Origin of the sequence: Deinococcus sp. LM3 (assembly GCF_002017875.1) — a bacterium.
Taxonomy (GTDB): Bacteria; Deinococcota; Deinococci; order Deinococcales; family Deinococcaceae; genus Deinococcus.
Map to the genome: position 1 here is coordinate 314,416 of NZ_MUFV01000002.1, position 24,615 is coordinate 339,030.

The following is a 24,615-nucleotide window of genomic DNA, read 5'->3' on the forward strand; positions in this document are numbered from 1 at the left end:
CTGGCACAGCCTTCAGAGGGAGTCCATTCCGCTCCCTCCGGGCTGTCAGCGCTCCTGGCGCAGGTCGGTCACGCGGCGCAGCTTGCCGCCCTCGCTGCGCGGCAGGCTGCCGGGCTCGCAGGGCTGGCAGCGGATGGTCACGCCCACCTGCGCCTTGACCTGCCGTTCGACCTCGGCGGCCAGCGCGGCAGCTGACACGGCGGGGGCCGCCACCTCCAGTTGCAGGGTCAGTTCGTCCATCAGGCCGCTGCGGGTCAGGACGACGTGGTAGTGCGGGCTGGTCTGCCCCAGGCGCAGCAGCGCGTCCTCCAGTTGCGCCGGGTACACGTTCACGCCGCGCAGGATGATCAGATCGTCGCTGCGGCCCCGCACGGCGTCCATGCGGCGCAGGGTGCGTCCGGTGCCGTTCGGGCCGGGCAGCAGGCGCGTGATGTCGCCGGTCCAGTAGCGCAGCAGCGGCAGGGCCGTGCGGGTCATGGAGGTCAGGATCAGCACGCCCCACTCGCCGTCCGGCAGGGGTTCACCGGTCTGGGGGTCCACGATCTCAGGGTAGAAGTGATCCTCCCAGACGTAGCTGCCGCTCTGTTCGCGCACGTCCTCGTTGCTGACGCCGGGGCCGATGATCTCGGATAGGCCGTAGATGTTCGTGGCGCGCACGCCCAGGCGTTCCTGCACGGCCCGGCGGGTCTTTTCCGCCCAGGGTTCCGCGCCCAGTACTGCGTAACGCAGCGCGAGGTCGCCGGGAAGGACGCCCCGCCGCTCCAGTCCCTCGGCCAGCACGAGCGCGTAACTGGGCGTGCAGGCGATCACCTCGGGTTGCAGGTCCAGCAGCAGGTCCAGTTGCCGTTCGGTCCCGCCGCCCGAGACCGGCACGGTGCACAGGCCCAGCCGCTCGGCCCCGGCATGGGTGCCCAGGCCGCCGGTGAAGAGCCCGTACCCGTAGGCGTTATGGAAGGTCATGCCGGGCCGCGCACCCGCCGCGTGCAGGCTGCGCGCCACGACCTCGGCAAAGACGTTCAGGTCGTGCGCGTCGTACGCCACGACGGTGGGTTTGCCGCTGGTGCCGCTGCTGGCGTGAATGCGGCGCAACTCGGCGCGGGGCGCGGCGCACAGGCCCAGGGGGTAGTGGTCGCGCAGGTCGCTCTTGCGGGTGAACGGGAACGCCCGCAGGTCCTCCAGGCAGCGCAGGTCGCCGGGCGTCAGTTCCGCCCGCGCGAACCGTTCCCGGTACGCGGGGACCCGCGCGTCCTGCAGGGCCAGCATCTGCTGAAGCTGCGCCAGTTGCAGGGCGCGCAGGGCCGGGAGCGGCATCGCTTCCCGGTCCGGCTGATAGAGGTCCGGCTGGTAGAGGTCCGGCGGGGAGCAGTCCGGGGAGTCGGCCGGTGGGCGCCCGGCGGCGGTCGGGTCAGGGGACGGGGAGTGGACGGAATCGGTCACGGGCAGTGCCTCCCTGGGCCGCCCGGTGAAGCGGGCGGGCATCGATGTGGTGGCCCGCAGTGTAGCCCGCGTTCACAGCAGTGTTCAGTCGGTGCGCGGCAGGGAGAACGAGAAGGTCGCTCCCTGGTCCGGCGCGCCCTGCGCGGCCCAGCTGCCCCCGTGGCGGGACAGGATGCGGCGCACGTTCGCGAGGCCCACGCCGGTGCCGCCGAACTCCTCGGGGCGGTGAAGGCGCTGGAACACGCCGAACAGTTTGTGTGCGTAGCGGCTGTCGAATCCGACCCCATTGTCGCGGACGTGCACGGTCCAGCGTTCCGGGTGCGCCTCGGCCCAGATCTCGATGAGGGCCTCGGGGCGGCGGGTGGTGTACTTCACGGCGTTACCCATCAGGTTCGACAGGACCTGCCGCAGCAGCGCCGCGTCGCCCTGCACGGCCGGCAGTTCCGACACGCGCCACTGCACCGAGCGGCCCTTCAGGTCGGGTTTCAGGTCGGTCTGCACGCCGCGCACCAGGTCGTTCAGGTCGACGGGTCCGACGCGCAGTTCCTGACGCGCCGTGCGGGAGAGGTTCAGCATCGCGTCGATCAGTTCGTTCATGTGCGCGGTGGATTCCGTGATGATGTTCAGGGCGCGCGCCGCCTTGGGGTTGGTGTCCAGTTCCTGACCGAGCGCCTTGCGCAGCAGGTCCGCGAAGCCCGCGATGTGCCGCACCGGGGCGCGCAGGTCGTGACTGACCGAGTACGCGAAGGCCTCGAGTTCCTCGTTGGCGGCGTGCATGGCGGCGTTGCTGCGTTCGAGTTCCGCCGAGTAGCGCCGCAGTTCCGTGACGCTCCGCGCGCGGTCCAGGGCCAGGGCGAGGCTGCGCGTGACGCTGCTGAGCAGTGACCGGTCGGCGGGAGTCCAGGGGCGGGCATGATCCTGAGCCATGCAGAACACCCCGACCGGCGTTCCGTTCTCCAGCAGTGGCAGGCAGGCGGTCGCGCCGACCCCGTCGGTGTGGGTCAGGCCGTCGGTGTCCAGGGCGTAGGCGTCCTGGTACAGCGGCTCGCGGGTCCGCCAGGGCGTGATCAGGTTCAGGGTCCGTTCGAAGTCCAGTCCGGCGTCCACGGTCCGCTGGAGTTCCGGGTTGCCCATGTCGCCCACCTGGGATTTCAGGCGCCACAGGCGCGGGCCGCCGGGGGCGGTGTCGGGTTCGTAGTACACGGCAAATCCTGTGGGCAGCAGCGACAGGGCGACTTCCTGGGCGCGGCGGATCAGGGCGTAGCGGTCCTCCTGCGCGCCCAGGTCGGCGCTGAGCTGCGCGAACGCCTCCAGCGAGCGGGTCTGCGCCTGAAGCGAGGCGTTCTGGTTGCGCAGCAGGTCGTCTTTCGCGGCGCGGTCCAGGGCCATGCCCAGCGAGCGGCCCACCGAGCGGAACACGCTGCGTTCCCGTTCGGTCCAGTCACGCCCGGCGCGGTTGAGCATGACCAGCATGCCTGCCGGATGCCCGTCGCGCAGCGTGACATGCACTGCGAACGCACGGGGGACGTGGGGACCGGCGGGGGCGTCCGGGAACGGCAGGAACAGCGTCTGCCCGGCCTGCTGCGCGGTGAGGGCCGTGTGGGTGTCGGGGGCCAGGGGGCCGCCCAGCAGGTCCGTCAGTTCCGGGGGCAGGTCGGCCGCCGACGTGACCGGCGTCCACTGTCCGTGGTGCGCCTCGAGGTACGCGACGTCCACGTCGCCGAGGGTGGCGCGCAGCACGTCGGCGGCGCGGGTGGAGAGGTCCAGCAGGTCGGTGGTGTGCAGGACCTGCTCCTCGAAGCTCACGAAGGCGGCCAGCGCGGCGCGTTCCTCCGCGAGTTGCTGCACGTGCCAGGCGCGGCTCAGGGCGAGGTTCAGGCTGCGGCAGGCGGCGGTGAACACGCCGCGTTCCAGGTCGGTCCAGGTGTCGTGGTCGGTGGTGCCGACCGCCAGGAGGCCGCTGACCTGCCCGTCGCGGTAGAAGGCCTGCAGGGCGGCGGCGCGGTACCGCGCGGTCTGCGGGAGGCCCTGGGCGCCGGCGTCCCAGTGGTCGATGAAGGTCGGCTGTCCGGATCGCACGGCGCTGTCCAGCGCGGAGATGCCGGTCAGGAGGCCGCCGGGGGCCGCGCCGGTCAGGTCCAGTTCGATGTTGCCGGACATGAACTGCACGCACCAGCCGCTGCCGACGCGGTCCATGTACGCCAGCGAGACGCCCGGCAGCAGCTGACGGATGCCACGGTCGGCGCTGCGGATCAGGGCGTCCGGGTCCGACGCGTCCCCGAGTTCCTCGGTCAGCAGCATGAAGGCGCGCAGGGCCGCTTCCCGGTCGCGGGTGCGGCCGCCGTCCGGCAGGGCGGTGCGGGTCAGGGCCGCGCCGATCAGGGGCGGCAGGGCCGCGAGCAGGGCGTGGTCCACGTCGCCCAGGGGCGTGTCCGGCGCGAAGTGCAGGCGGGCGGTCAGCGGGCCGGTCGCGCCGCTGACCGGCAGTTCGACCGTGACCGTGCCGGGCAGGCTGTCCGGGAAGGGTTCGGGTGGGTCGTCCGGATGGGCGAGGTCCACGGCGGCTCCCAGGCCGCGCAGGGCGTCGCGGACCTGACTGAGGGTGACGGCGGTGGACAGGGCGCTGATGACCTCCTGCCAGCGGCGCAGCAGCGAGGAGGTGGGGGCGGTCATACCGGTTCAGCATAGCGCCGGCCCCGTGACGGCGCGGGGCGGGTCATCAGAGGGTTTTCTTCATGTGCGTGGGGGCGGGCGCGGGTGGGGGCGCGCGGGTTTTCTGCTACAACTGAGGGCGTGATCCTGCCGCACCTGAAGGCCAGTACCCGCGAGCAGCACGAGCGGGCCGAAGCCCACCTGAACCTGATGGACCCGGCGCTGGACCGGCGGCGTTACGGGGACGTGCTGCGGACCATGCGGAGCCTGTACGGCACGCTGGAACCGCGCGTCGGGGCGCGGCTGGGCGAGGCGGGACGCGCGGCGCTCGACTGGCCGGCCCGCCTGAAGGTGCCGCTGCTGGACCGTGACCTGCGCGCCCTGGACGTGGCGCCCGCCGCCGACCTGGACGCCGGGACGGTCGACGTGTTCCTGCGGGACGAGGCGGACGCCTGGGGCGCGGCGTACGTGCTGGAGGGCGCCACGCTGGGCGGCCAGCTGGTCCGCCGTCACCTGGAAGCCCGGCTGGGCCTGCGCGATGAGGGAACGGCCTTCTACAGCAGTTACGGCCCGCTGACCGGGCCGCGCTGGCGGGCCTTCGGGGAGGCGCTGGAGGCGCGCGTGGCGCAGGGGCCGGACCCCGCGACCTTCACGGCCCGCGCGACCGACGCGGCCCGGCGCACCTTCGGGCTGTTCGTGGACCGGCTGGCCGCCGCGCCGGAGGGCCGCCGGCCGGATCCGGGCCGCCCGGTCACGCGGAGCCTGACGTGACCGGCCGCAGCGGCGATCAGCCGCCCGGCGCGGTGCGCACGGCCCGGCTGGGCGCGCCGGTGGACCTCACGAACTGCGACCGGGAACCCATCCACATTCCGGGGGCGGCGCAGCCGCACGGGGTCATGCTGGTCCTGCGGGACGGGCAGCCCGAACAGGTCAGCGGGAACACCGCCGGGCACTTCGGGCTGGAGGTCGCGCAGGTGCTGGACGGCGGCCTGGGCGTCCTGCTGGAACCGGAGGTGCTGGAGCGGGTGCAGGCCTCGCTGCGCAGCGAGGCGCTAGACGACAGCCCGCTATTCCTGCTGAGTACGCCCGTCGCCGGGCGGGGCCTGTTCGACCTGATCGCGCACCGCCGCGCCGGGCTGACCATCCTGGAATTCGAGGCCGTGACGTCCGGCCGGCCCCGCGTGGACGCCTACGCGGAGGTCAGGCGCGCCATGAACCGCCTGAACAGCGCCGCGAGCCTCTCGGAGTTCACGTCGGTCCTGGCGCGCGAGGTGCGGCAACTGACGGGCTTCGACCGGGTGATGGTGTACCAGTTCGGGGAGGACGGCACGGGCACCGTGATCGCCGAGGAGCGCCGCGACGACCTGACGCCGTTCCTGGGGCTGCGTTACCCCGCGTCGGACATTCCGCAGCAGGCGCGGGCGCTGTACGTGCAGAACATGCTGCGGATCATCGCGGACGTGGGGTACGAACCCGCCCCGATGTTCGCGCGCGGGCCGGAGCAGGAGCCGCTGGACATGAGTTACTGCGTGCTGCGCAGCGTCTCCCCCATTCACCTGCAGTACCTGAAGAACATGGGGGTCGGGGCGTCCATGAGCGTCAGTCTGGTGCGCGGGCAGGAACTGTGGGGCCTGATCGCCTGTCATCACCAGACGCCCCGGCACCTGCCGTACGACCTGCGCTCGGCGTGCGAGTTGCTGGGGCAGGTGGCGAGCGTGCAGGTCAGCGCGCGGCAGGAGCAGCTGAACCAGTCGTACCGTCTGAACCTGAAAACCGCGCAGGCGCAGCTGGTCGAGCGCATGGCCGAGGAACGCGACCTGCTCGAGGCGCTGGTCGGGAGCGACACGAACCTGCTGCAACTGATCGACGCGCCCGGCGCGGCTGTGACCCTGCACGGCGAGACGGTCCTGCTGGGCGTCACGCCGCCGCGCGAGCAGGTTCAGGCGCTGCTGGCGTGGCTGGACACCCAGCCGGACGGGGACGTGCTGCACACGACGACCCTGGCGCGCGAGTACCCGCCCGCCGCGGCGTTCAGCGCGCAGGCGAGCGGCCTGCTCGCCGTGCGGCTCTCGCGGTCCCGGCACGACTACGTGATGTGGTTCCGGCCCGAGGAGTTGCAGACCGTCACCTGGGGCGGCGACCCGACCAAACCGGTCGAGGTGGCCCCGGACGGCTCCGACCGGCTCACGCCCCGGCGGTCCTTCGAGGCCTGGATGGAAACCGTGCGCGGCCGCTCCCGGCCCTGGCAGGCCGAGGAACTCGCGGCGGCGCGGGCGCTGCGCCGGGCGATCATGTCGGTCGTGCTGCGCCGCGTGGAGGAACTCGGCGCGCTGAACGACCACCTGGAACGCAGCAACGCGGACCTCGAGCGCAGCAACGCCGACCTGGACGCCTTCGCATACATCGCCAGTCACGACCTGAAGGAACCGCTGCGCGGCCTGCACAACTACTCGGTCTTCCTGCTCGAAGCGTACGAACATCAGCTCGACGAGGACGGCGCGGCGAAACTGCGGACGCTGGTGCGTCTCACGCAGCGCATGGACGCGCTGATCGACTCGCTGCTGCTGTACTCCCGTGTGGGACGCGTGGACCTGAGTTTCCGGCCCACCGACCTGAACGACCTGCTGCGCGACGTTCTGGACGTCCTGTCTCCCCGGCTGGAGCAGTTGCGGGTGCAAGTGCAGGTCCCGCCGGACCTGCCGACCCTGACCGTGGACCGCGTGCGGACCGGCGAGGTCTTCAGCAACCTCGTCACGAACGCCATGAAGTACAACGACAGTCCGCAGCCGACCGTGCAGATCGGCGCGCTGCGTCCCGGCGGGCGCGGGGACCTGCGCGTGCCGCCGGGCGTGCCGGAACACGCGACCGTGCTGTTCGTGCGCGACAACGGCATCGGTATCCGCGAGAAGCATTTCGAGAACATCTTCCGGATCTTCAAGCGTCTGCACACCCGCGACCAGTTCGGCGGCGGGACCGGCGCGGGCCTCACCATCGTCCGCAAGATCGTGGAACGCCACGGCGGGCAGATCTGGGTGGACAGCGAGTACGGTCAGGGCAGCGTGTTCTACTTCACGCTGGAGGCCTGACGTGAACGTACGGCCCGTCCTGATCGTCGAGGACAGCGACGAGGACTTCGAGGCGATGCGCTGGGCGATGCGCCGCCTGGGCCGCCACGACCCGCTGGAACGCTGCTGCGACGGGGACGAGGCCACCGAACGCCTGCGGGACCGCGACCGGCCCTGGCCGCGGGTGGTGCTGCTGGACCTGAACCTGCCCGGCACCGACGGCCTGGAGGTGCTGGCCTTCATCCGCCGGGACCCGCAGCTGCGCTCACTGCCGGTCGTGGTGCTGTCCACGTCGGCCAGCGAGGAGGACGTGAACGCCTGCTATGACCTGGGCGTGAACGCCTACCTGATCAAGCCCGTGAACTTCGAGCAGTTCACCGAGCAGCTGCGTGTCACGCTGGACTTCTGGCTGGACCTGGCCCGCCTGCCCGAACCGCCGGAACGCCCGTGAGCGGCCCGTCGCTGCGCGTCCTGATCGTCGAGGACAGCCCGGAAGACGCCGAGACCTACCGCCACCACCTGAACGGCTGGGAGGCGTTCGAGATCAGCACCCGCGTCGAACCGCTCGGCGAGGACGGCCTGGACGCCCTGCGCGACTGGTCGCCGGACGCGCTGCTGCTCGACTACCGGCTGCCGGACATGACCGGACTGGAATTCCTGCGCGAGGCGCGGCCCGGCTGCGCCGTGATCGTCCTGACCGGCGTCGGGGACGAGCAGGTGGCCGTGGAAGCCATGCAACTGGGCGCGCAGGATTACCTCGTCAAGGGACGGCTGACGGCCGCGCGGCTGCGCCAGTCGCTGGAACGCGCCGTGAACACCCACGCCCTGGAACGCGAGTTGCGGCGTTCCCGCGAACGGACCGCCGCGATCCTGGGGTCCATCACGGACGGCTTCCTGAGTTTCGGGCCGGACGGACAGGCCGCCGAACTGAACGGCGCGGCCGCCGGGCTGCTCGGCGCGCAGCTGCCCATGCCCGGCCCGCCGTTCGCCTGGGACAGCAGCGGCGCGTTCGCGCAGGCCATGCGCCGCGCGCAGGAGACCGGCGCGTTCACCACCGCCGAGGTGCCGGTGGACGTCACGAACCGCTGGTTGCACGCCCGGCTGTACCCCTCGGACGCCGGCCTGACCGCGTACCTGTACGACGTGACCGAGCGGAGGCAGGCCGAGCGGCGCGCGCAGCGGCAATCCCGGCAACTCCAGAACCTGTACGACGCGGCCTTCACCCTGAACACCGTCCGGGAACGCCAGGACGTCCTGAACGCCGCCGTGCAGATCAGCCGGGACCTGCTCGGCACCCAGCAGGTGACGCTGGCTGTCCCGAACGACCCGCCGGGCGAGTGGCAGTTCAGCGGCCTGACCGGCCCGCCCGCCGACGACCTGCGGCGCGTGCTGGAACAGATCACGCCGGACGTCACCGGCGCCCTGCGGGACGGCCCCTGGACCGCGCTGCCCCTCGTGCGAGCCACGGACCCCGAACGTGACCCGGACAGCCTGCTGGGCGTACTGGCCTTCTCCAGCCCGGACGGCCCCCCGGACCCCGACACCGAGACGCTGCTGCTGACGCTGGGGCAGATGCTCTCGCACGCCCTGACCCGCTCGGCACTGGTCGAGGCGGACCGCCAGCACCGCGAGCACCTCGAGGAGCGCGTGCAGGCCCGCACCGCCGCGCTGGAACGCAGCAACCGCGAACTCGAACAGTTCGCGTACGTCGCCAGCCACGACCTGAAAGAACCGCTGCGGACCATCAGCTCCTTCACGCAGCTGCTGCAGAGCCGCTACGGCCCGCAGCTCGACGAACGGGCGCAGCGGTACATCGACATCACCGTCGCGGGGGCGCAGCGCATGTCCACCCTGATCGAGGACGTCCTGGCCGTCAGTCGCCTGAACACCCAGCCCAGCGTCCCCACCCTGACCGACCTGGGCGCCGTCGCCGCGAACGTCACCGCGCAGCTGCAGGCCCTGACCGACCAGACGGGCGCCCAGGTGCGCGTGGACTCGCTGCCCCGCCTGATGGTGGACCCCACCCAGTTCACGCAGCTGCTCCAGAACCTGATCGGCAACGCCCTGAAATTCCGCCGCGAAGGCACGCCCCCGCAGGTGCACCTGCGCGCGCAGCCGCACCCGGACGGCTGGCAGTTCACGGTCAGCGACAACGGCATCGGCATCGAACCGGCGTACTTCGAGCGGGTGTTCGTGATCTTCCAGCGGCTGCACAACCGCGAGCATTACCAGGGCAACGGCATCGGCCTGGCACTGTGCCGCAAGATCGTCGAGGCACGCGGCGGCGCCATCTGGATGACCGGGAACGCGCAGGGCGGCACGGACGTGCACTTCACGGTTCCCTTCCAGTCCGGCGACACCGCTTCCTGACCGACCCGCGCTCTGGAAGCCGGATCAGGAGCCGAGCATCGCCGTGACCCGTTCGAGCAGTTCCATCGGACTGAACGGCTTGATCAGGTACGCGTCCGCGCCGGCCTGCTGCCCGGCGTGCAGGTCGGCCCGCTGCGCGCGGGCCGTGACCAGAATCACCGGCACGTCCCGCAGCGCAGGGTCGGCCTTCACGGCCGCGCACACCTGATACCCGTCGAGTTCGCCGGGCATCATCACGTCCAGGATGATCAGGTCGGGCCTGCGGGCGCGCGCGTCGGCCAGCGCCTGCACGCCGTCCTCGGCTTCCAGGACCGTGAACGGCCCGCCCAGCAGGGTCATGCGAATCAGTTTGCGGAGATCGGCGTGGTCGTCGGCAATCAGTATGGTTCGGTTCATGGGTGGCCTGCCTGTGCTGTGAGGGAACCTGACGCGCCCCCGGCCGGCGCGGCAGAAGGAAACGAGAGGGTGACGGCGGTGCCCTGCCCCGGAACGCTCGCCAGGGTCGCCTCGCCCCCGTGGCAGCGCATGATCTCCTGCACCAGACTGAGCCCCAGTCCGGTGCCGGGAATGCGGCCGGACGCGTCGGCCCGGTAGAAGCGTTCGAAGGCGCGGCGGCACTGGTCGGCGGTCATGCCGATGCCCTGATCGGTCACGCGGACCGCCACGGTCCCGCCCGGCGCGGACACCACCTGCACGTGCACCTCCCCGCCAGAGGGAGAGTACTTGAAGGCGTTCGAGAGGACGTTCCCGAGCGCCTGCTGGAACTTCGCGGCGTCCACCCGGACGTTCAGGTCGTCCGGGACGCTCAGGTGCAGGCGGTCCGTCTCGCCGGGCGGCGTGAAGGCCCGCGCCGCGCCGCGCACCAGCGGCGCGAGCGGCTGATCCAGGAATTCGAAGTCCTGACGGTCGCGCGCCTCGATCCGCGCGAGGTCCAGCAGCTCGCCCAGCAGCACGATCAGACGTCCCGCCTGCCGGTAGATGGTGTCCAGCAGGTCGCGGGTGGTGTCCGCGTCCAGCGAGCGGGTCAGGAGCAGTTCCGTGAAGCCGTAGATGCTGGTCATCGGCGTGCGCAGTTCGTGCGCGGCCGTGGACAGGAACTCGCTTTTCATCAGGCTGATCTCCGCTTCCGGCGTGATGTCCCGGAAGTACATGACGCGGCCCAGCGCCTCGCCGCTTCCGCCTTCCATGACGCGCGTGGCCCGTTTCAGTACGCGCCGGGCCGGGCAGGACACCTGCAGGGCGTCGCCGCCCAGCCCGGCCAGCGGCACGGCCTCGCTGCGCAAGAGCAGCAGCGCCTCCAGCCCGGCCTCGTCCAGGCCCGTCAGTTCAGCGGCGCTCAGGCCGGTCAGCCGCTCGAAGGCGGGGTTCGACTCGGTGATGCGGTCGTCCGGGCCGAAGGTCACGAATCCGTCCGGGCTGACGTTGAACACCGAGTCGAGCTGCACGGTCCGTTCCCGCAGCTGCGCTTCCGCCGCGAGCCGGTCCGTGATGTCCCGCAGGAACCCGGCGTACACGGGCGGGTCGGTCGGGAGGCGCACCACGGTCAGCTCCACCGGGAATTCCTGCCCGTCCGCGCGGCAGGCGAGCAGTTCCAGCCGCTGCCCCAGGATGTGGTCCGGGCCGCCGCGCCGCACGCGTTCCATGCCGCGCGCATGCGCCTCACGCATGGCGGGCGGCACGATCAGCTGCGCCATGGACTGCCCGATCGCACGGGTGCGCGGCACGGCGAAGATCTGCTCGGCCGCCGGGTTGAATTCCGTGATGACACCCCGCTCGTCACTGGTGATGATCGCGTCCAGCGACGCCCCGATGATCGCCTTCAGGCGGGCCTCGCTGGAGCGCAGCAGCGCGCCCGCCTGCTCGCGCTCGGCGTGCGTCTCTGCCCACTGCCCGATCAGGCGCAGGTAATCCTCGTCCGCCGCGCTGAAGGGCGGGTCCGGCGGGTCCCGCCGGAAGATCAGCACGCCGCGCGTCTCACCGTCCACCCGGACCGGCACGGCGCACACCTGACCGGCGCCGCAGCGTCCCCCGTCCGGCGCGGACCGGGCGGCGCAGTCGAGCAGTCCCGCCCGGACGTCCGGGTCCGCCGGACCGGCCGCGCCAGCCAGCAGCGCCAGCCGCCACGACGCGCCGTCCGGCACGGCGTAGGCGCCCACACCGCCGAACGCGTCGCGGCCCAGCTGCAACAGCCGCGCCAGCGTCCGGTCCAGGCCGGCGGCACCCGGCTCCGCAGCGCCCGGCTCCAGAGCACCAGGCTCCGCCATGCCCGGACCGGCATCCGGCGTGGCCGCCACGTCGTACAGCGCGCGCAGCCGCGCCTGGGCGCGTTTCAGGTCCGTCAGGTCCGTCAGGACGGCGATCTGCCCGCCGGTGGCGCGCGGCACGGCCGTCACGAGCACCTGCCGCTCCTGCCCGTCCGGGCGGCGCAGCACGACCTCCGCCGCGCGCCGCTCCGTTCCGTCGGCTGGCCAGGGACGCAGGTCCGGCACAGCGCGGTCCACCGGCTCGCCCAGCAGGTCCGCCGGGGCGCGGTCCACCAGCGCCGCGAAGGCCGGATTCACGTACGAGAACTGCCCGTCCGCGTCGGTCACGATCAGGCCTTCGCCCATGGTTTCCGTGAGCTGCACCGCGAAATCCCGGTCACGCTGCGCGGCGGCCTGCGCGGCCCGTAACGCCTCGGCGCCCCGTTCCAGTTCCGCCCGCGCCCGCTCGGCCTCGCGGGTCCGTCTGACCTCGGTCGCCAGCGCCCGCGCGGCATTGCGCATCAGGAGCCACACGCTGAACCCGGTCAGGCCCGCCAGCAGCGCCCCCAGGCCCGCCAGGGTCTGCTCTGCCGCGCGCAGGTTCGCCGCGATACCGTTGCGCTGACGGTCCAGCGCCTGAAGGGCCGCCGTGTACGTCCGCAGCGCCACGTCCATCACGGTTTCCATCTGCCTGTTCCCGCCAGGACCGCTCAGCTGCGCCGGGGTAAAGCCCTGAACGGCCAGCACCGCTCGGTTCAGGGCCTCGCGCTCCGCGGCCGGCAGCTGATCCACGAGCTGCTCGTCCGCCACGACCTGCCCCTTGGACTGCAGGATGGCCAGCGGCACCTCCAGCTGCGCGGGCGTGGCCCCGCGACCCACCATCACCTGCACCTCGGCCGTCTGCCGCACGAACTCCGAGAACGACCAACCGGTGATGGACGCCCCGGACAGCTGCGCCACGCGGTTCAGGTGCATGAACGTGAACGCGAAACTCACGGCGGTCAGCACGACCACCGCGCCCAGCAGCAGCAGACTGAGCGGCGCGGCCCATCCGCCCCGCCCCGCGCTCCGGCTCAGCAGGCCCCGCACCGCTCAGTCCGTGCGTTCCGTGATGCCCATCATCTGCCAGACCCACGCGGCGTTGTAGATGGTCGGGTCGAGTTTGAACGCGTGGTACGGGAACGTCAGGTACACCGGGCCGTAATTCCGCAGTTCCAGCAGTTCCTCGCCGGATTTGAGCGCCACGATCACCGGCACGTCCCGCAGCGGCCCCAGCTTCAGGTCGGTCGAGTAACGGTCGTGCGCCGTCAGGTGCAACGTCGCGTCCGGCGCGATGCCCGCCGCGTCCAGAACGCTGCTCAGCAGCGGCCCCGTGTACTCGTGCACCTCGTTCTTGCGGGAAGGGTCGGGCGTCGTGAAACTCACCAGTCCCAGCGCCGCCAGTTGCGCCCGCGTGAACGTCACGGCCTTCCCGGACGCGGGCGTGACCGTCAGGACCACCGGCCCGGCCGCCGACAGCTGCGGATCCGGGCCGACCTTCACGTAAGGATCCGGCCCGCTCTGACAGGCGCACAGCAGCAGTAAGGGGAATACGCGAATGGAATTCATGACCCTGAAACCTCCCCACACGCCGGGAGGGGGCGTGTTCCGCCCATCGTGACACCCGGACTCCTACGCTTTTCTTGCAGCGCGCCTCCCCCCCTGCGGTCCTCGCCGCGAACACCTGATACGGACTCCGATTGAAGGGGCTACAAAGACCCTTCAATCCGAGCGGATGCGAGTGGGAGTCAAGCGGGTTCCGGACGTGGAGCTGACAATCCGGTGAAGTCCCGGATTGTTAGCGAAACAAACGGAATCCGTATGAGCCCGGACGACCGGCAGATCCGCCAGGTCCGTAGAACGGCCCCGCACAGTGCAAGCCAAGCGGCCCTGCGGGCGTGCAGCTGGCCACCCGGCACACTGGCGGCCTGCCAACGAAACAGACGGACTCCCCTGAAAGACTCCTGCACGAATCTCCCGCGTACGCTATGGGCATGACCTCGCGCGACCCGACCCCGCCGCCCCCCGGAACGGACGCCACACCGGACATCCCGGTCAGCGCCAGCGCGGGGAGCCCGCCGTCCGGGCCGGACAGCCCTCCCACCACGGCTGAACATGACGTGATGTACGCCGCGCAACTTGAACGCTACGCCGCCGAGTTCGGCACGCTGTACCTGAAGTACCGGCAGCAGACGGCGGAACTGGAAACCGCGACCCGCGCCGTCGTCCACGCTTTCGTGGTGGCGCTCGGCGCGCACGACCCGTACACGCGCCACCACACCCAGCGGGTGCAGGCCAGCGCCCTGACCCTGGCTCGGACGCTCGGCTGGGACAGCGGGCAACTGGAAGACGTGCGCCTCGGCGCGCTGCTGCACGACATCGGCAAGACGTCCGTGTCCGACACCATCCTGCGCAAACCCGGCCGCCTGACCGACGCGGAATTCCAGGCGATCGCGCAGCATCCCGTGATCGGCGCGCACATGATCGCCGGTTTTCCCGCCCTGACGCCCGCCCAGCCGTTCGTACTGCACCACCACGAACGCTGGGACGGACGCGGCTACCCCGACCGGCTCGCCGGAACGGACATTCCCGTGCAGGGCCGACTGCTGGCCGTCGTGGACGCCGTGGACGCCATGCTGACCGACCGGCCCTACCGGCAGGCGCTGAGCGTCACGCAGGTCACGCAGGAACTGCTGCGCGGCCGCGGCCACCAGTTCGACCCGGACATGATCACGGCGTTCCTCGACTGCGGCGCACTGGACCTGTACCTCCCGGACGCCGCCGGGGACAGCGCCCCCGCACCCGAGACGGACTGATACGGACCCGGATTGAGTGGTTTGCAAAACCCTTCCATCCGAGCGGATGCGACTCGCAGAACTGCCCCGCAGAGCAGGAGCAGAACGGACTCCTTCCGTATCAGACGCCCAGGTAGCGCTGGACGGCGTGGGTGGGTGTGTCGGCGGTGTGGCCGGTCTCGACGACGCGCCCCTTCTGCATGACGTAGTAGCGGTCGGCGAAGGCCCACGCGAAGTCGAGGTACTGCTCGACCAGCAGCACGGCGACGCGCAGTTCCGTGCGGATGCGGGTCAGGGCCACCTCGATCTCCTGCACGATGCTGGGCTGGATGCCCTCGGTGGGTTCGTCGAGCAGGAGGTAACGCGGCTGCGTGACCAGCGCCCGCCCGATGGCGACCTGCTGCTGCTGCCCGCCCGAGAGGTTCCCCGCCCGGCGGCCCGCCATGTCCCGGCAGATGGGAAAGAGGTCGTACACGAGGTCCGGAATCTCGCGCTTCGCGGTGGCGCGGCCGGACAGCGCCGGGAGGCCCATCAGCAGGTTCTCCTCGACGGTCAGGTGCCCGAACAGCCCGCGGCCCTGCGGCACGTACGCCAGGCCGCTGCGGGCGCGGGTGAACGCGGCCTCCCGCTCGACCTGCGCGCCGTTCAGGCGCACGCCGCCCCCCGTGACCGGGTGCAGGCCCGTGATGGCGCGCAACAGGGTGGTCTTGCCCACGCCGTTGCGGCCGATGAGCGTGACAGCCTCGGCGTCGGCGACCTCCAGATCGATGCCGAACAGCACGGGGCTCTGCCCGTACGCGGCGGTGACACCTTCCAGTTTCAGCATGGGGGCTCCTTTGAAGTGCCGAAGGCAGAAGGCCGACAGGTGCGGGAGGAGCCTTGTGCGTTCAGCCATGTGTCATCAGCTCCCTGGGCCTGCCCAGGTAGATCTCCATGACGTCCGGGTCGGCCCGCAGGGTCTCCAGGTCGCCCTCGCGGAACACCTGTCCCTGGTGCAGCACCGTGATCGGGGCGTCCAGAAGTTCCACGAAGTGCATGTCGTGGTCGATGACCAGCACCGTGTGCCGCCCGGCAAGGGTGTGGATGAGCGCGGCGGTCTGCGCGGTCTCCTGCGCGGTCATGCCGGCGGTGGGTTCGTCCAGCAGCAGCAGTTGCGGGTCGGCGGCGACGACCATGCCGATCTCCAGCCACTGCTTCTCGCCGTGCGCCAGCGAGGCGGCGGGCACGTCGGCCCGTGCCGTCAGGCCGGTCAGGTGCAGCAGTTCGTCGGCGCGGTCCTGTTCGGCGCGGGTGGGGGCCTTCAGGATGCCCAGCACGCCCTTGTCGCGGCGGGCGGTCAGCAGCAGGTTCTCGCGGACGCTCAGGCCCTCCAGCACGCCGGGCGCCTGGAACTTGCGGCAGATGCCCAGGCCCGCGATGCGGTGTTCGGGCAGCTTCGAGATGACCTGCCCGGCGAAGCGCACCTCGCCGGTCTCGGGGCGCACCTTGCCGATCACGGTGTCCAGCAGGGTGCTCTTGCCCGCTCCGTTCGGGCCGATCAGCACGCGCAGGCTGCCCTTCGGGACACTGAGGCTCAGGTTGGTGATGGCCTTGAAGCCGTCGAAGGACACCGTGATGTCCCGCACCTCCAGCAGCGGTTCAGATGTGTCAGACGGCATCGCTCACCTCGCGGGTCAGGGGACTGGGTGGCGTGGGTGCGGGGGCAGGGCGGCGGCGGCCCTGGATCAGCCCGGCCACGCCCTGCGGCATGACCAGCACGACCAGCACGAACAGCGACCCCATGACGTACAGCCACGCGTCCGGCGCGGCGCTGGAGATGCGGTCTTTCGCCAGTTGCCCCAGCACCAGCCCGGCCGCCGCGCCGATCAGGCTCGCGCGGCCGCCCAGCGCGACCCACACGACGAGTTCGATGCTGAACGCCGTGCCGATCATGGCGGGCGAGATGGTGCCCAGGTGCAGCGTGTACAGCGCGCCGGACACGCCCGCGAGCAGGCCGCCCAGCATGAACGCCGCGATCTTGAACGCCGCCGGGTTGAAGCCCAGGAAGCGCGTGCGGTTCTCGTTGTCGCGGATGGCGGTCAGAATCGCCCCGAACGGCGTGCGCAGCAGCAGGGCCGTGCCGCCCAGCGCGAGCGCCACGAACAGCAGCGTCACCCAGTACAGGCCGTTCGCCACGTCCGCGCCACGCAGGTCAATGCCCAGGAAGGTCTGGAAGTCCGTGATGCCGTTCGTGCCGCTCGTCAGGCCCTGCGAGCCGTTCAGCCACGTCACGAACGCCAGCAGCAGCGCCTGCGTGATGATGCTCACGTACACGCCGGTGATGCGGCGGCGGAACATCAGCCACGCGACCAGTCCGGCCGCCGCCGCCGGAAGGATCAGCACCATCGCCAGCGCAAACGGCGCACTCGTGAACGGCGCCCAGAACCACGGCAAGGCCTCCACGCCGTTGTACAGCATGAAGTCCGGCAGTTCGCCCTTCGGGGTCGCCACGAGTTTCAGGTGCATGGCCAGCGCGTACCCGCCCAGCCCGAAGAACAATCCCTGCCCCAGGCTCAGGATGCCCGCGCGGCCCCACACGACCATGACGCCGACCGCCGCGATGGACAGCGCCAGCACCCGCCCCAGCAGCGTCAGCGGGTACGCGCCCAGGTACAGCGGCGCGAACGCCAGGGCGATCAGCACGGCGATCACGGCGATGGTGGAGGTGGACAGTCGCATCACGCTTCCTCCAGTGCCCGTGATTTCGTGGGGATCAGGCCGCGCGGTTTCCACTGCAGGAAAGCCACGACGAGCACCAGCAGGATCGCCTGCGCGAGGCTGACGCTCGTGAAGCCCTCGGCCAGCGCGGTCACGAAGCCCAGCAGCACGGCCGCGACCGCGCCGCCCAGCACGCTGCCCACGCCGCCCACCACGACCACCAGGAATGCGTTCACGATGTACGCCGCGCCCACCGTGGGGTTCACCGGGGCGATCAGGGCGAGGCCCACGCCCGCCACGCCCGCCACGCCCGCGCCGAGCGCGAACACCAGCAGGTCCAGCGAGCGGGTGTTCACGCCGAGTGCGGCCGCCATCTCGCGGTTCTGGTTCACGGCGCGGACGTGCATGCCGAAGCGGCTGCGATTCAGCAGCCACCACATGCCGCCCAGCACGATCAGCGCCAGCGCGATCACGAACAGACGCACGAACGGCAGGGTCACGTCGCCCAGTTGCAGCGCGCCGCTCAGCCACGCGGGGGCGGTGACGGGCACGCCGGTACTGCCGAACAGTTGCCGCGCGGCCTGCTGCAGGATCAGACTGATTCCGAACGTGGCGAGCAGCGTGTCCAGCGGGCGGCCATACAGGCGGCGGATCACCGTGAACTCCATGACGGCGCCCAGCAGCGCGGCGCCCAGGAACGCGAGTGGAAAGGCCACCCACAGGTACGCGTCACCCAGAGTCGGCCCGGCCCACTGCGCGGCGAGGTACGTGAGGTACCCGCCGACCATCAGGAATTCGCCGTGCGCCATGTTGATCACGCGCATCAGCCCGAAGCTCAGCGCGAGGCCCAGCGCAGCCAGCAGCAGGATCGACGCGACCGACAGGCCCGTGAACAGCTGACCGGAAATAAAAGTGAAGTCCACTTGCATCCCTCCTCCAGGGCGCCGAGCGGAACGCCGCAGTGGCCCGGCACTGCCCGCGTTCCGCTCAGCCGGGGCGGCTTACGGGCAGGTCTTGCCGGGGAAGGCGAGCTTGTCGTACGGCTGCGGCGCGACCACGCCCTTGCTCTGGCTGATCACCTTGAACTGCCCGCCCGCGCCAGAAACGCCGGTGTACACGGCCTGCGTGAGGCTGCCGTTGGGCGCGACGGTGATCCTGCCGAGCGGGCTGTCCATGCTGATGCCCACGATGGCCTTGCGGACCGCCATGGGGTCGAAGGACTTGGCCTTCTCGACGGCGGCCTTCCAGAGGTACACGTCCATGTACGCGTGCGCCATGGGGTCCGTGATGGCGGCGCCCGCTCCGTATTTCTTCTGGTACGCGGCGACGAACTTCCTGTTGGCGGGGTTCGGGAGGCTCTGGAAGTAATTCCAGGTGGCGTACTGGCCGTTCAGGAGCCCCGTGCCGATGGCCTGCGCTTCCTGCTCGGCGATGGAGAACGAGATGACGGGCAGGGTGCTGGCCTTGTACCCGGCGGCCTGGTACTGCTTGAAGAACGAGACGTTGGAGTCGCCGTTCAGGGTGTTGATGATCACGTCGGGTTTCGCGGCCTTGATCTTGTTGATGACGGAGCTGAACTCGGTGCCGCCCAGCGCGACGTACTCCTCGCCGGACAGCGTGGCTTTCTTCGCAGCGATGTGCTTTTTCAGGATGAGGTTGGCGGTGCGGGGGTACACGTAATCGCTGCCGAGCAGGAAGATCTTCTTGTAGCCCTTGCTCAGCGCCCATTCCAGGGCCGGCAGGGCCTGCTGGTTGGGTTGCGCCCCGGTATAGATGATATTGGGGGAGCACTCGTTGCCCTCGAACTGCACGGGGTAGAACAGCAGACCACCGTTCTTCTCGAACACCGGGAGCATGGATTTGCGGCTGGCACTCGTCCACCCGCCGAACACGGTGGCGACCTTGTCCTGGGTGAGCAGTTTCTCGGCCTTGGTGGCGAAGGTGGGCCAGTCACTGGCGCCGTCCTCCTTGACGACCACGATCTTGCGGCCCATGACGCCGCCTTTTGCGTTGATCTCGTCGATGGCGAGTTGCGCGGCGTTGGCGACCGTAATCTCGCTGATGGCCATGGTGCCGGTCAGCGAGTGCAGGATGCCGACTTTCACGGTGCCCTGGGCGCTGGCACTGCTGGCGGCGAGGAGGACGAGGCTGAGGGTGGTGGTGCAGACGGAACGGAGCTTGCTCATGTGGACTCCTTTTGGGAACGCGTGACGCGTCCCGGCTCTGCCGTGAGGTGAATCGTACGTCTTCTGTGCGAGTTGTTCAATTTTTTCTTAACAAATTGCACAGACGAGAGGAGAATAGGAGAGTCGCCCGGAGCCACCGTGCAAGTTGTTTAGAAAAACGATCGTTTTATGCCTGCAGGGCAGGTACGCTGCACCCTAACCGCCGCTCTCACCACACGCCCACGCAGGAGGCCACCCAGGGATGCAACTCACCGAACGCGAACGCGACAAACTGCTCATCCACGCTGCCGCCCAGGTCGCCCAGACCCGCCGGGCCCGCGGCCTGAAACTCAACCACCCGGAAGCCGTCGCCCTGATCACCGCCGCCGTCCTCGATGGCATCCGCGACGGACGGCGCGTCGAGGACCTCATGAGCTGGGGCGCGACCATCCTGACCCCGGACGACGTCATGGACGGCATCCCCGAACTGATCCACGACATTCAGGTCGAGGGCACCTTCCCCGACGGCACCAAACTCGTGACCATCCACGACCCCATCCGCGGCGGCCACAGCGCCGTGGTGCCCGGCGAGTACCTGCTGGAAGACGGCCACATCGAACTCAACGCCGGGCGGCCCGTCACGCCCCTCACCGTCGCCAACCGCGCCGACCGGCCCATCCAGATCGGCAGCCACTTCCACTTCTTCGAGGTCAACGCCGGACTGCACTTCGACCGCGAGGCCGCGTACGGCCAGCGCCTGAACATCCCCGCCGGCACCGCCGTCCGCTTCGAACCCGGCGAGGAAAGGGACATCGAACTCGTGCCCCTCGGCGGCACGCGCGAGGTGTACGGCATGAACGCCCTGGTGAGCGGCGAACTCGAGGGGAACGGAATGAGAGATGCCGCGCTCGGCCGCGCCCGCGAGCAGGGATTTGGGGGGGCGGAATGAGGGCAGCGTCGCGTGTGAACCCCTCCGCCCTTCGGGCACCTCCCCTCAAGGGGAGGCAACGACGTGACTGTTTGGCTCCCCTCAAGGGGAGCTGGCCGCGAAGCGGACTGAGGGGTTCGCCTTCGACTCAAACGGAGGTTTCCCCATGCGTGTAACCCGGAAACAGTACGCCGACCTGTACGGCCCGACGGTGGGTGACCGCGTGCGTCTGGGCGACACGGGCCTGCTGATCGAGGTGGAACGGGATTTCACCACGTACGGCGAGGAGGTCAAGTTCGGCGGCGGGAAGGTCATCCGCGACGGCCTGGGCCAGAGCAGCACCGCCACCCGCGAGGATGCGAACGTGCCGGATCTGGTGATCACGAACGCGCTGATCCTGGATCACTGGGGCGTGGTGAAGGCGGACGTGGGCGTGAAGAACGGGCGCATCACGGCCATCGGGAAGGCGGGGAATCCCGGCACGCAGGACGGCGTGACGCCGGGCCTGACCATCGGGGCGAGCACCGAGATCGTGGCGGGCGAGGGGCACATCCTCACGGCGGGCGGCGTGGACACGCACATTCACTTCATCGCGCCGCAGCAGTGCTGGACGGCGCTGGAGTCCGGCGTGACGACCATGATCGGCGGCGGCACCGGCCCCACGGCCGGAACGTCGGCGACGACCTGCACGCCGGGCGAGTGGCACATTCACCGCATGCTGGAGAGTCTGGCCGGATTACCACTGAACTTCGGGCTGCTCGGTAAAGGGAACGCCAGCACCCAGCCGCCCCTGGCCGAGCAGATCCGCGCCGGGGCGCTGGGCCTGAAGCTGCACGAGGACTGGGGCACCACGCCCGCCGCCATCCACGCCGCACTGAGCGTCGCCGAGGACTACGACATCCAGGTCGCGATCCACACCGACACGCTGAACGAGTCGGGGTTCGTCGAGGACTCCATCCGGGCGTTCGCGGGGCGCACCATCCATACCTTCCACACCGAGGGCGCCGGGGGCGGGCACGCGCCGGACATCATCAGGGTCGCGGGCCTGCCGAACGTGCTGCCCAGCTCCACCAACCCGACCATGCCGTTCACGGTGAACACCATCCACGAGCACCTCGACATGCTGATGGTCTGCCACCACCTGTCGCCCCGCATTCCCGAGGACGTCTCTTTCGCCGAGAGCCGCATCCGTCCCGAGACGATCGCCGCCGAGGACGTGCTGCACGACCTGGGCGTGTTCTCCATGATGAGCAGCGACTCGCAGGCGATGGGCCGCGTGGGCGAGGTCATCACCCGCACGTGGCAGACGGCGCACAAGATGAAACTCCAGCGCGGCCCGCTCGGCATTCCCGGCCTGGGCGCCGACACCCGCGCCGACAACCTGCGTGCCCGGCGGTACGTCGCCAAGTACACCATCAACCCCGCCGTCGCCCACGGCATCGCGCACGAGGTCGGCAGCGTCGAGGTCGGCAAGCTCGCCGATCTGGTGCTGTGGAAACCCGCGTTCTTCGGCGCGAAGACCGCCGTGGTGATCAAGGGCGGGTTCGTCGTCGCCGCGCAGATGGGCGACGCGAACGCCAGCATCCCCACGCCTCAGCCCGTGTACCCACGCCCCATGTTTGCCGCACACGGCGGCGGGCCGGACGCCACCTGCCTGCACTTCGTGTCGCAGGTCAGCCTGGAAGAAGGCAACCTGCCGGATCTGGGCCGCCGCTACAGCGCCGTGCAGCACACCCGCGACATCGGCAAGAAAGACATGATCCTCAACGCCGAGACGCCCGACATCCACGTCAACCCCGAAACCTACGAGGTGCGCGTGAACGGCGAAGTGGTCACCTGCGAACCCCTCGACGAACTGCCGCTCGCCCAGCGGTACTTCCTGTTCTGATGCGCCAGGTCACGGTTCACAAATTCCGTCTGGGCGAGGAGCCCCGCGAGAGTGAGTACTGGCTGACGCGCACGCCGGAGGAGCGCTTCATGGAGGTGTTCCGCCTGCGGGCCATGTGGGGAGCCGACCAGACACCTATGGTGCGTGAGGTGACGAGCGTTCACCGTCTGGGCGAGAAGGGTAGGAAGGGACCGTGAGCACCCGTGCATGAGGCGTCCATTGCCCTGTCGCTGATCGACGTGGCATCCGAGGTGCTGCGCGAGAACGGCGGGGCGCGGGCGTCGGCGCTGACGGTGCGGGTGGGCGCGTGGTCGAGCGTGGTGCCGGAGGCGCTGACGGCGGCGTTCCCGGCCTGCGCGCAGGGCACACCGCTGGAGGGCGCGCACCTGAACGTGGTGACGGTGCCGGGCGTGGGCGAGTGCCCGACCCACGGGCCGGTGACGCTGGACGTGAGACGGGGCCTGCGCTGCCCGGCGTGCGGGGCGCCCACGCCGACGCTGGTGCAGGGCGACGAACTGGAGCTGGACGAGATCGAACTGGCTGAACCTCAACTGGAGGAATCATGACGACCACACAGGCGCCGCGCATCGTGACGGTGCGGCAGAACATCCTGAAGGCGAACGACCACACGGCGGCCGGGAACCGCGCGGCCTTCCGGGCGGCGGGCGTGCGGGCCATCAATCTGGCGAGCAGTCCCGGTGCGGGCAAGACGGCGCTGCTGGAACGCACGCTGCGGGATCTGGCGGGCAGCGTGCGTATGGGCGTGGCGGTCGGTGACCTCGCCACCGAGAACGACGCGGCGCGGCTGCGGCAGTGGGGTTCGCAGGCCGAGCAGATCGTGACCGGCACGGTCTGCCACCTGGACGCGGACATGGTGCAGAACATCCTGCCGCGCTTCGATCTGGACGCGCTGGACGTGCTGTTCCTGGAGAACGTGGGGAACCTCGTGTGCCCGAGTTCGTACGATCTGGGCGAGGCGGCCCGCGCCGTGCTGATCAGCACCACCGAGGGTGAGGACAAGCCGCTGAAGTACCCGACGATGTTCAACACGGCGGACGTGGTGGTCATCACGAAGATGGACCTCGCGGACGCGGTGGGTTTCGACCGTGAGTTGTGCCGTGAGAACATCGACCGGGCGCGGCCCGGCGTGCCCATCATTGAGCTGAGCAGCCGCAGCGGCGCGGGGCTGGACGCGTGGTTCGCGTTCACGCGGGGCGAACGGGTGTGAAACTGTCCGGCCTGCGCCGCCCGATCCTGGGCGCCCAGACGGCGGCGGAAGCCGTGACCGGCCCGGTGGTGGTCGTGCTGATGACGGCTGTGGATCGCCGCCGGGTACGCCGCCGCCTGCGCGCGCCGGACGGTGTGGAATTGCGGCTGGCCCTGCCGACCGGGACGGTCCTCACGCCGGGCAGCGTGCTGGAGGTGCGCGGCGGCGTGAGTTACGTGGTGGGGGCCGCGCCGGAGGACGTGGCGGTGGTCTGCCCGCGTGACCTGACCGAGGCGGCGGCGGTGGCGCACGCGGTGGGGAACCTGCACCGGGATTTCGTGCCGGACGGAGCGGCGTTCCTGGCCCTGTGGGACGCGCCGCTGGAGCTGCTGCTGTCGCGGCTGGGCGTGCCGTTCACGCGCGAGGAACGCCCGTTTTATGGCCGCCCGGCCTGGGAGCATGAGGGATGAGCCTGCTGCGCCTGCTTCAACTGTCGGACTCGGCGTTCCCGACCGGGGCGTATGCCTTCAGCGACGGTCTGGAGACCCTGACGACGCGCGGCGCGGTGCGGTCGCCCGCCGACCTGACCGCGTTCCTGGCGGGGCAACTGACTCACGGCTGGGGGGCGCAGGACGCGCCCGCCTGCGCCCTGGCCTGGGGCGCCGACCCCGGCACGCTGGCGGAACTGGACGCGCTGCTGGACGACCTGAAGCTCGTGCCGGGACCGCGCGCCGCGAGCACGCGGGTCGGGGCGAACCTGCGCCGCGCCGCCACGCACCTGTGGCCCGAAGTGACGGCAGCGCTGCCGGTCACGCGCCACCACGCCACCACCTTCGGCACGCTGGCCTGCGCGCTGGGCGCTCCGCGTGAGGACACCGTCACGGCGTTCGTGAGCGGGTGGTTACTCGGCCGCGCGACCTCCGCCACCCGGCTGATGAAACTGGGCGGCCTGGACGCCCAGCGCGGCGCCGCCCACTGCAACGGCGCCGCGCAGGCCTGCATCCGGGCGGCGCTGCACGCCACGCCGGACGACCTGTTCACCTTCACGCCCCTGCTGGATCTTGCTGCCAGCGAGCAGCCCGGCCTGGACGCGCGGCTGTTCCAGACATGACCCCACCATTCCCAAAGG

General features: G+C 70.5%; 22 protein-coding genes. 12 read left to right on the plus strand and 10 right to left on the minus strand.

Annotated features, from left to right (window positions below):
- Positions 1-45: 45 nt before the first annotated feature.
- Complete coding sequence (locus tag BXU09_RS15530; protein WP_078305247.1) at positions 46-1,311, minus strand: AMP-binding protein; 1,266 nt, start codon at positions 1,309-1,311, stop codon at positions 46-48.
- Positions 1,312-1,521: 210 nt separating this feature from the next.
- Positions 1,522-4,110 (minus strand): ATP-binding protein, encoded by a 2,589-nt coding sequence (locus BXU09_RS15535; RefSeq protein WP_078305248.1) that lies wholly within the window; start codon positions 4,108-4,110, stop codon positions 1,522-1,524.
- Positions 4,111-4,230: 120 nt separating this feature from the next.
- Here BXU09_RS15535 and BXU09_RS15540 point away from each other — a divergent pair, with 120 nt between their 5' ends.
- From BXU09_RS15540 to BXU09_RS15555, 4 genes are read left to right on the plus strand one after another with little or no spacing between them, the layout of a single operon-like run.
- Positions 4,231-4,860 (plus strand): biliverdin-producing heme oxygenase, encoded by a 630-nt coding sequence (locus tag BXU09_RS15540; RefSeq protein WP_168174636.1) that lies wholly within the window; start codon positions 4,231-4,233, stop codon positions 4,858-4,860.
- Positions 4,857-7,175, plus strand: coding sequence for an ATP-binding protein (locus tag BXU09_RS15545; protein WP_205684168.1), 2,319 nt, complete (start codon positions 4,857-4,859; stop codon positions 7,173-7,175). The genes BXU09_RS15540 and BXU09_RS15545 overlap by 4 nt, the downstream gene beginning before the upstream one ends.
- A gap of 1 nt (position 7,176) precedes the next feature.
- Positions 7,177-7,605 (plus strand): response regulator, encoded by a 429-nt coding sequence (locus tag BXU09_RS15550; RefSeq protein WP_205684169.1) that lies wholly within the window; start codon positions 7,177-7,179, stop codon positions 7,603-7,605.
- Entirely contained in the window at positions 7,602-9,524 is a 1,923-nt protein-coding gene (locus tag BXU09_RS15555; RefSeq protein WP_078305250.1) for an ATP-binding protein, read from the plus strand. The genes BXU09_RS15550 and BXU09_RS15555 overlap by 4 nt, the downstream gene beginning before the upstream one ends.
- A 24-nt stretch (positions 9,525-9,548) precedes the next feature.
- On the opposite strand, the gene BXU09_RS15560 is transcribed toward BXU09_RS15555, so the two are convergent.
- Genes BXU09_RS15560 through BXU09_RS15570 form a run of 3 tightly spaced genes read right to left on the minus strand, consistent with a single transcriptional unit; the run spans position 9,549 to position 13,375 of the window.
- Positions 9,549-9,920, minus strand: a complete 372-nt coding sequence (locus BXU09_RS15560) for a response regulator (RefSeq protein ID WP_078305251.1) — start codon at positions 9,918-9,920, stop codon at positions 9,549-9,551.
- Complete coding sequence (locus tag BXU09_RS15565; protein WP_078305252.1) at positions 9,917-12,856, minus strand: PAS domain S-box protein; 2,940 nt, start codon at positions 12,854-12,856, stop codon at positions 9,917-9,919. The genes BXU09_RS15560 and BXU09_RS15565 overlap by 4 nt, the downstream gene beginning before the upstream one ends.
- Before the next feature lie 3 nt (positions 12,857-12,859).
- Positions 12,860-13,375 (minus strand): hypothetical protein, encoded by a 516-nt coding sequence (locus BXU09_RS15570; RefSeq protein WP_144012279.1) that lies wholly within the window; start codon positions 13,373-13,375, stop codon positions 12,860-12,862.
- A gap of 425 nt (positions 13,376-13,800) precedes the next feature.
- Between BXU09_RS15570 and BXU09_RS15575 the strand changes: the two genes are divergently transcribed.
- The gene (locus tag BXU09_RS15575; RefSeq protein ID WP_168174637.1) at positions 13,801-14,622 is read left to right on the plus strand and encodes an HD-GYP domain-containing protein; all 822 of its coding nucleotides are present in this window, start codon (positions 13,801-13,803) and stop codon (positions 14,620-14,622) included.
- Between the two features lie 100 nt (positions 14,623-14,722).
- Here the strand turns inward: BXU09_RS15575 and urtE are convergent, their stop codons facing one another.
- From urtE to urtA, 5 genes are all read right to left on the minus strand, one after another.
- Positions 14,723-15,427 (minus strand): urea ABC transporter ATP-binding subunit UrtE, encoded by a 705-nt coding sequence (gene urtE, locus BXU09_RS15580; RefSeq protein ID WP_078305255.1) that lies wholly within the window; start codon positions 15,425-15,427, stop codon positions 14,723-14,725.
- Positions 15,428-15,488: 61 nt separating this feature from the next.
- On the minus strand, positions 15,489-16,259 hold the full coding sequence (gene urtD / locus BXU09_RS15585) for an urea ABC transporter ATP-binding protein UrtD (RefSeq protein ID WP_078305256.1): 771 nt from the start codon (positions 16,257-16,259) through the stop codon (positions 15,489-15,491).
- Positions 16,249-17,319, minus strand: coding sequence for an urea ABC transporter permease subunit UrtC (gene urtC, locus BXU09_RS15590; RefSeq protein WP_078305257.1), 1,071 nt, complete (start codon positions 17,317-17,319; stop codon positions 16,249-16,251). The genes urtD and urtC overlap by 11 nt, the downstream gene beginning before the upstream one ends.
- Complete coding sequence (gene urtB / locus BXU09_RS15595) at positions 17,319-18,227, minus strand: urea ABC transporter permease subunit UrtB (protein WP_168174638.1); 909 nt, start codon at positions 18,225-18,227, stop codon at positions 17,319-17,321. The genes urtC and urtB overlap by 1 nt, the downstream gene beginning before the upstream one ends.
- 72 nt (positions 18,228-18,299) lie before the next feature.
- Positions 18,300-19,484 carry an urea ABC transporter substrate-binding protein gene (gene urtA / locus BXU09_RS15600; protein ID WP_078305258.1) on the minus strand — a complete coding sequence of 395 codons (1,185 nt, stop codon included), beginning with the start codon at positions 19,482-19,484 and terminating at the stop codon, positions 18,300-18,302.
- A gap of 241 nt (positions 19,485-19,725) precedes the next feature.
- Between urtA and BXU09_RS15605 the strand changes: the two genes are divergently transcribed.
- The 7 genes from BXU09_RS15605 (at position 19,726) to BXU09_RS15635 (ending at position 24,597) form a co-directional block, all read left to right on the plus strand.
- Positions 19,726-20,412 (plus strand): urease subunit beta, encoded by a 687-nt coding sequence (locus BXU09_RS15605; RefSeq protein WP_078305259.1) that lies wholly within the window; start codon positions 19,726-19,728, stop codon positions 20,410-20,412.
- Between the two features lie 145 nt (positions 20,413-20,557).
- The gene (ureC, locus tag BXU09_RS15610) at positions 20,558-22,279 is read left to right on the plus strand and encodes an urease subunit alpha (RefSeq protein ID WP_078305260.1); all 1,722 of its coding nucleotides are present in this window, start codon (positions 20,558-20,560) and stop codon (positions 22,277-22,279) included.
- Complete coding sequence (locus tag BXU09_RS15615) at positions 22,279-22,476, plus strand: hypothetical protein (RefSeq protein WP_078305261.1); 198 nt, start codon at positions 22,279-22,281, stop codon at positions 22,474-22,476. Before ureC ends, BXU09_RS15615 begins: the two co-directional genes overlap by 1 nt.
- A 6-nt stretch (positions 22,477-22,482) precedes the next feature.
- Positions 22,483-22,845, plus strand: a complete 363-nt coding sequence (locus BXU09_RS15620) for a hydrogenase maturation nickel metallochaperone HypA (protein ID WP_078305262.1) — start codon at positions 22,483-22,485, stop codon at positions 22,843-22,845.
- The gene (hypB, locus tag BXU09_RS15625) at positions 22,842-23,507 is read left to right on the plus strand and encodes a hydrogenase nickel incorporation protein HypB (protein ID WP_078305263.1); all 666 of its coding nucleotides are present in this window, start codon (positions 22,842-22,844) and stop codon (positions 23,505-23,507) included. The genes BXU09_RS15620 and hypB overlap by 4 nt, the downstream gene beginning before the upstream one ends.
- Positions 23,504-23,956, plus strand: coding sequence for an urease accessory protein UreE (locus tag BXU09_RS15630; protein ID WP_240501398.1), 453 nt, complete (start codon positions 23,504-23,506; stop codon positions 23,954-23,956). Before hypB ends, BXU09_RS15630 begins: the two co-directional genes overlap by 4 nt.
- Entirely contained in the window at positions 23,953-24,597 is a 645-nt protein-coding gene (locus tag BXU09_RS15635) for an urease accessory UreF family protein (RefSeq protein WP_078305264.1), read from the plus strand. Before BXU09_RS15630 ends, BXU09_RS15635 begins: the two co-directional genes overlap by 4 nt.
- Positions 24,598-24,615: the final 18 nt, after the last annotated feature.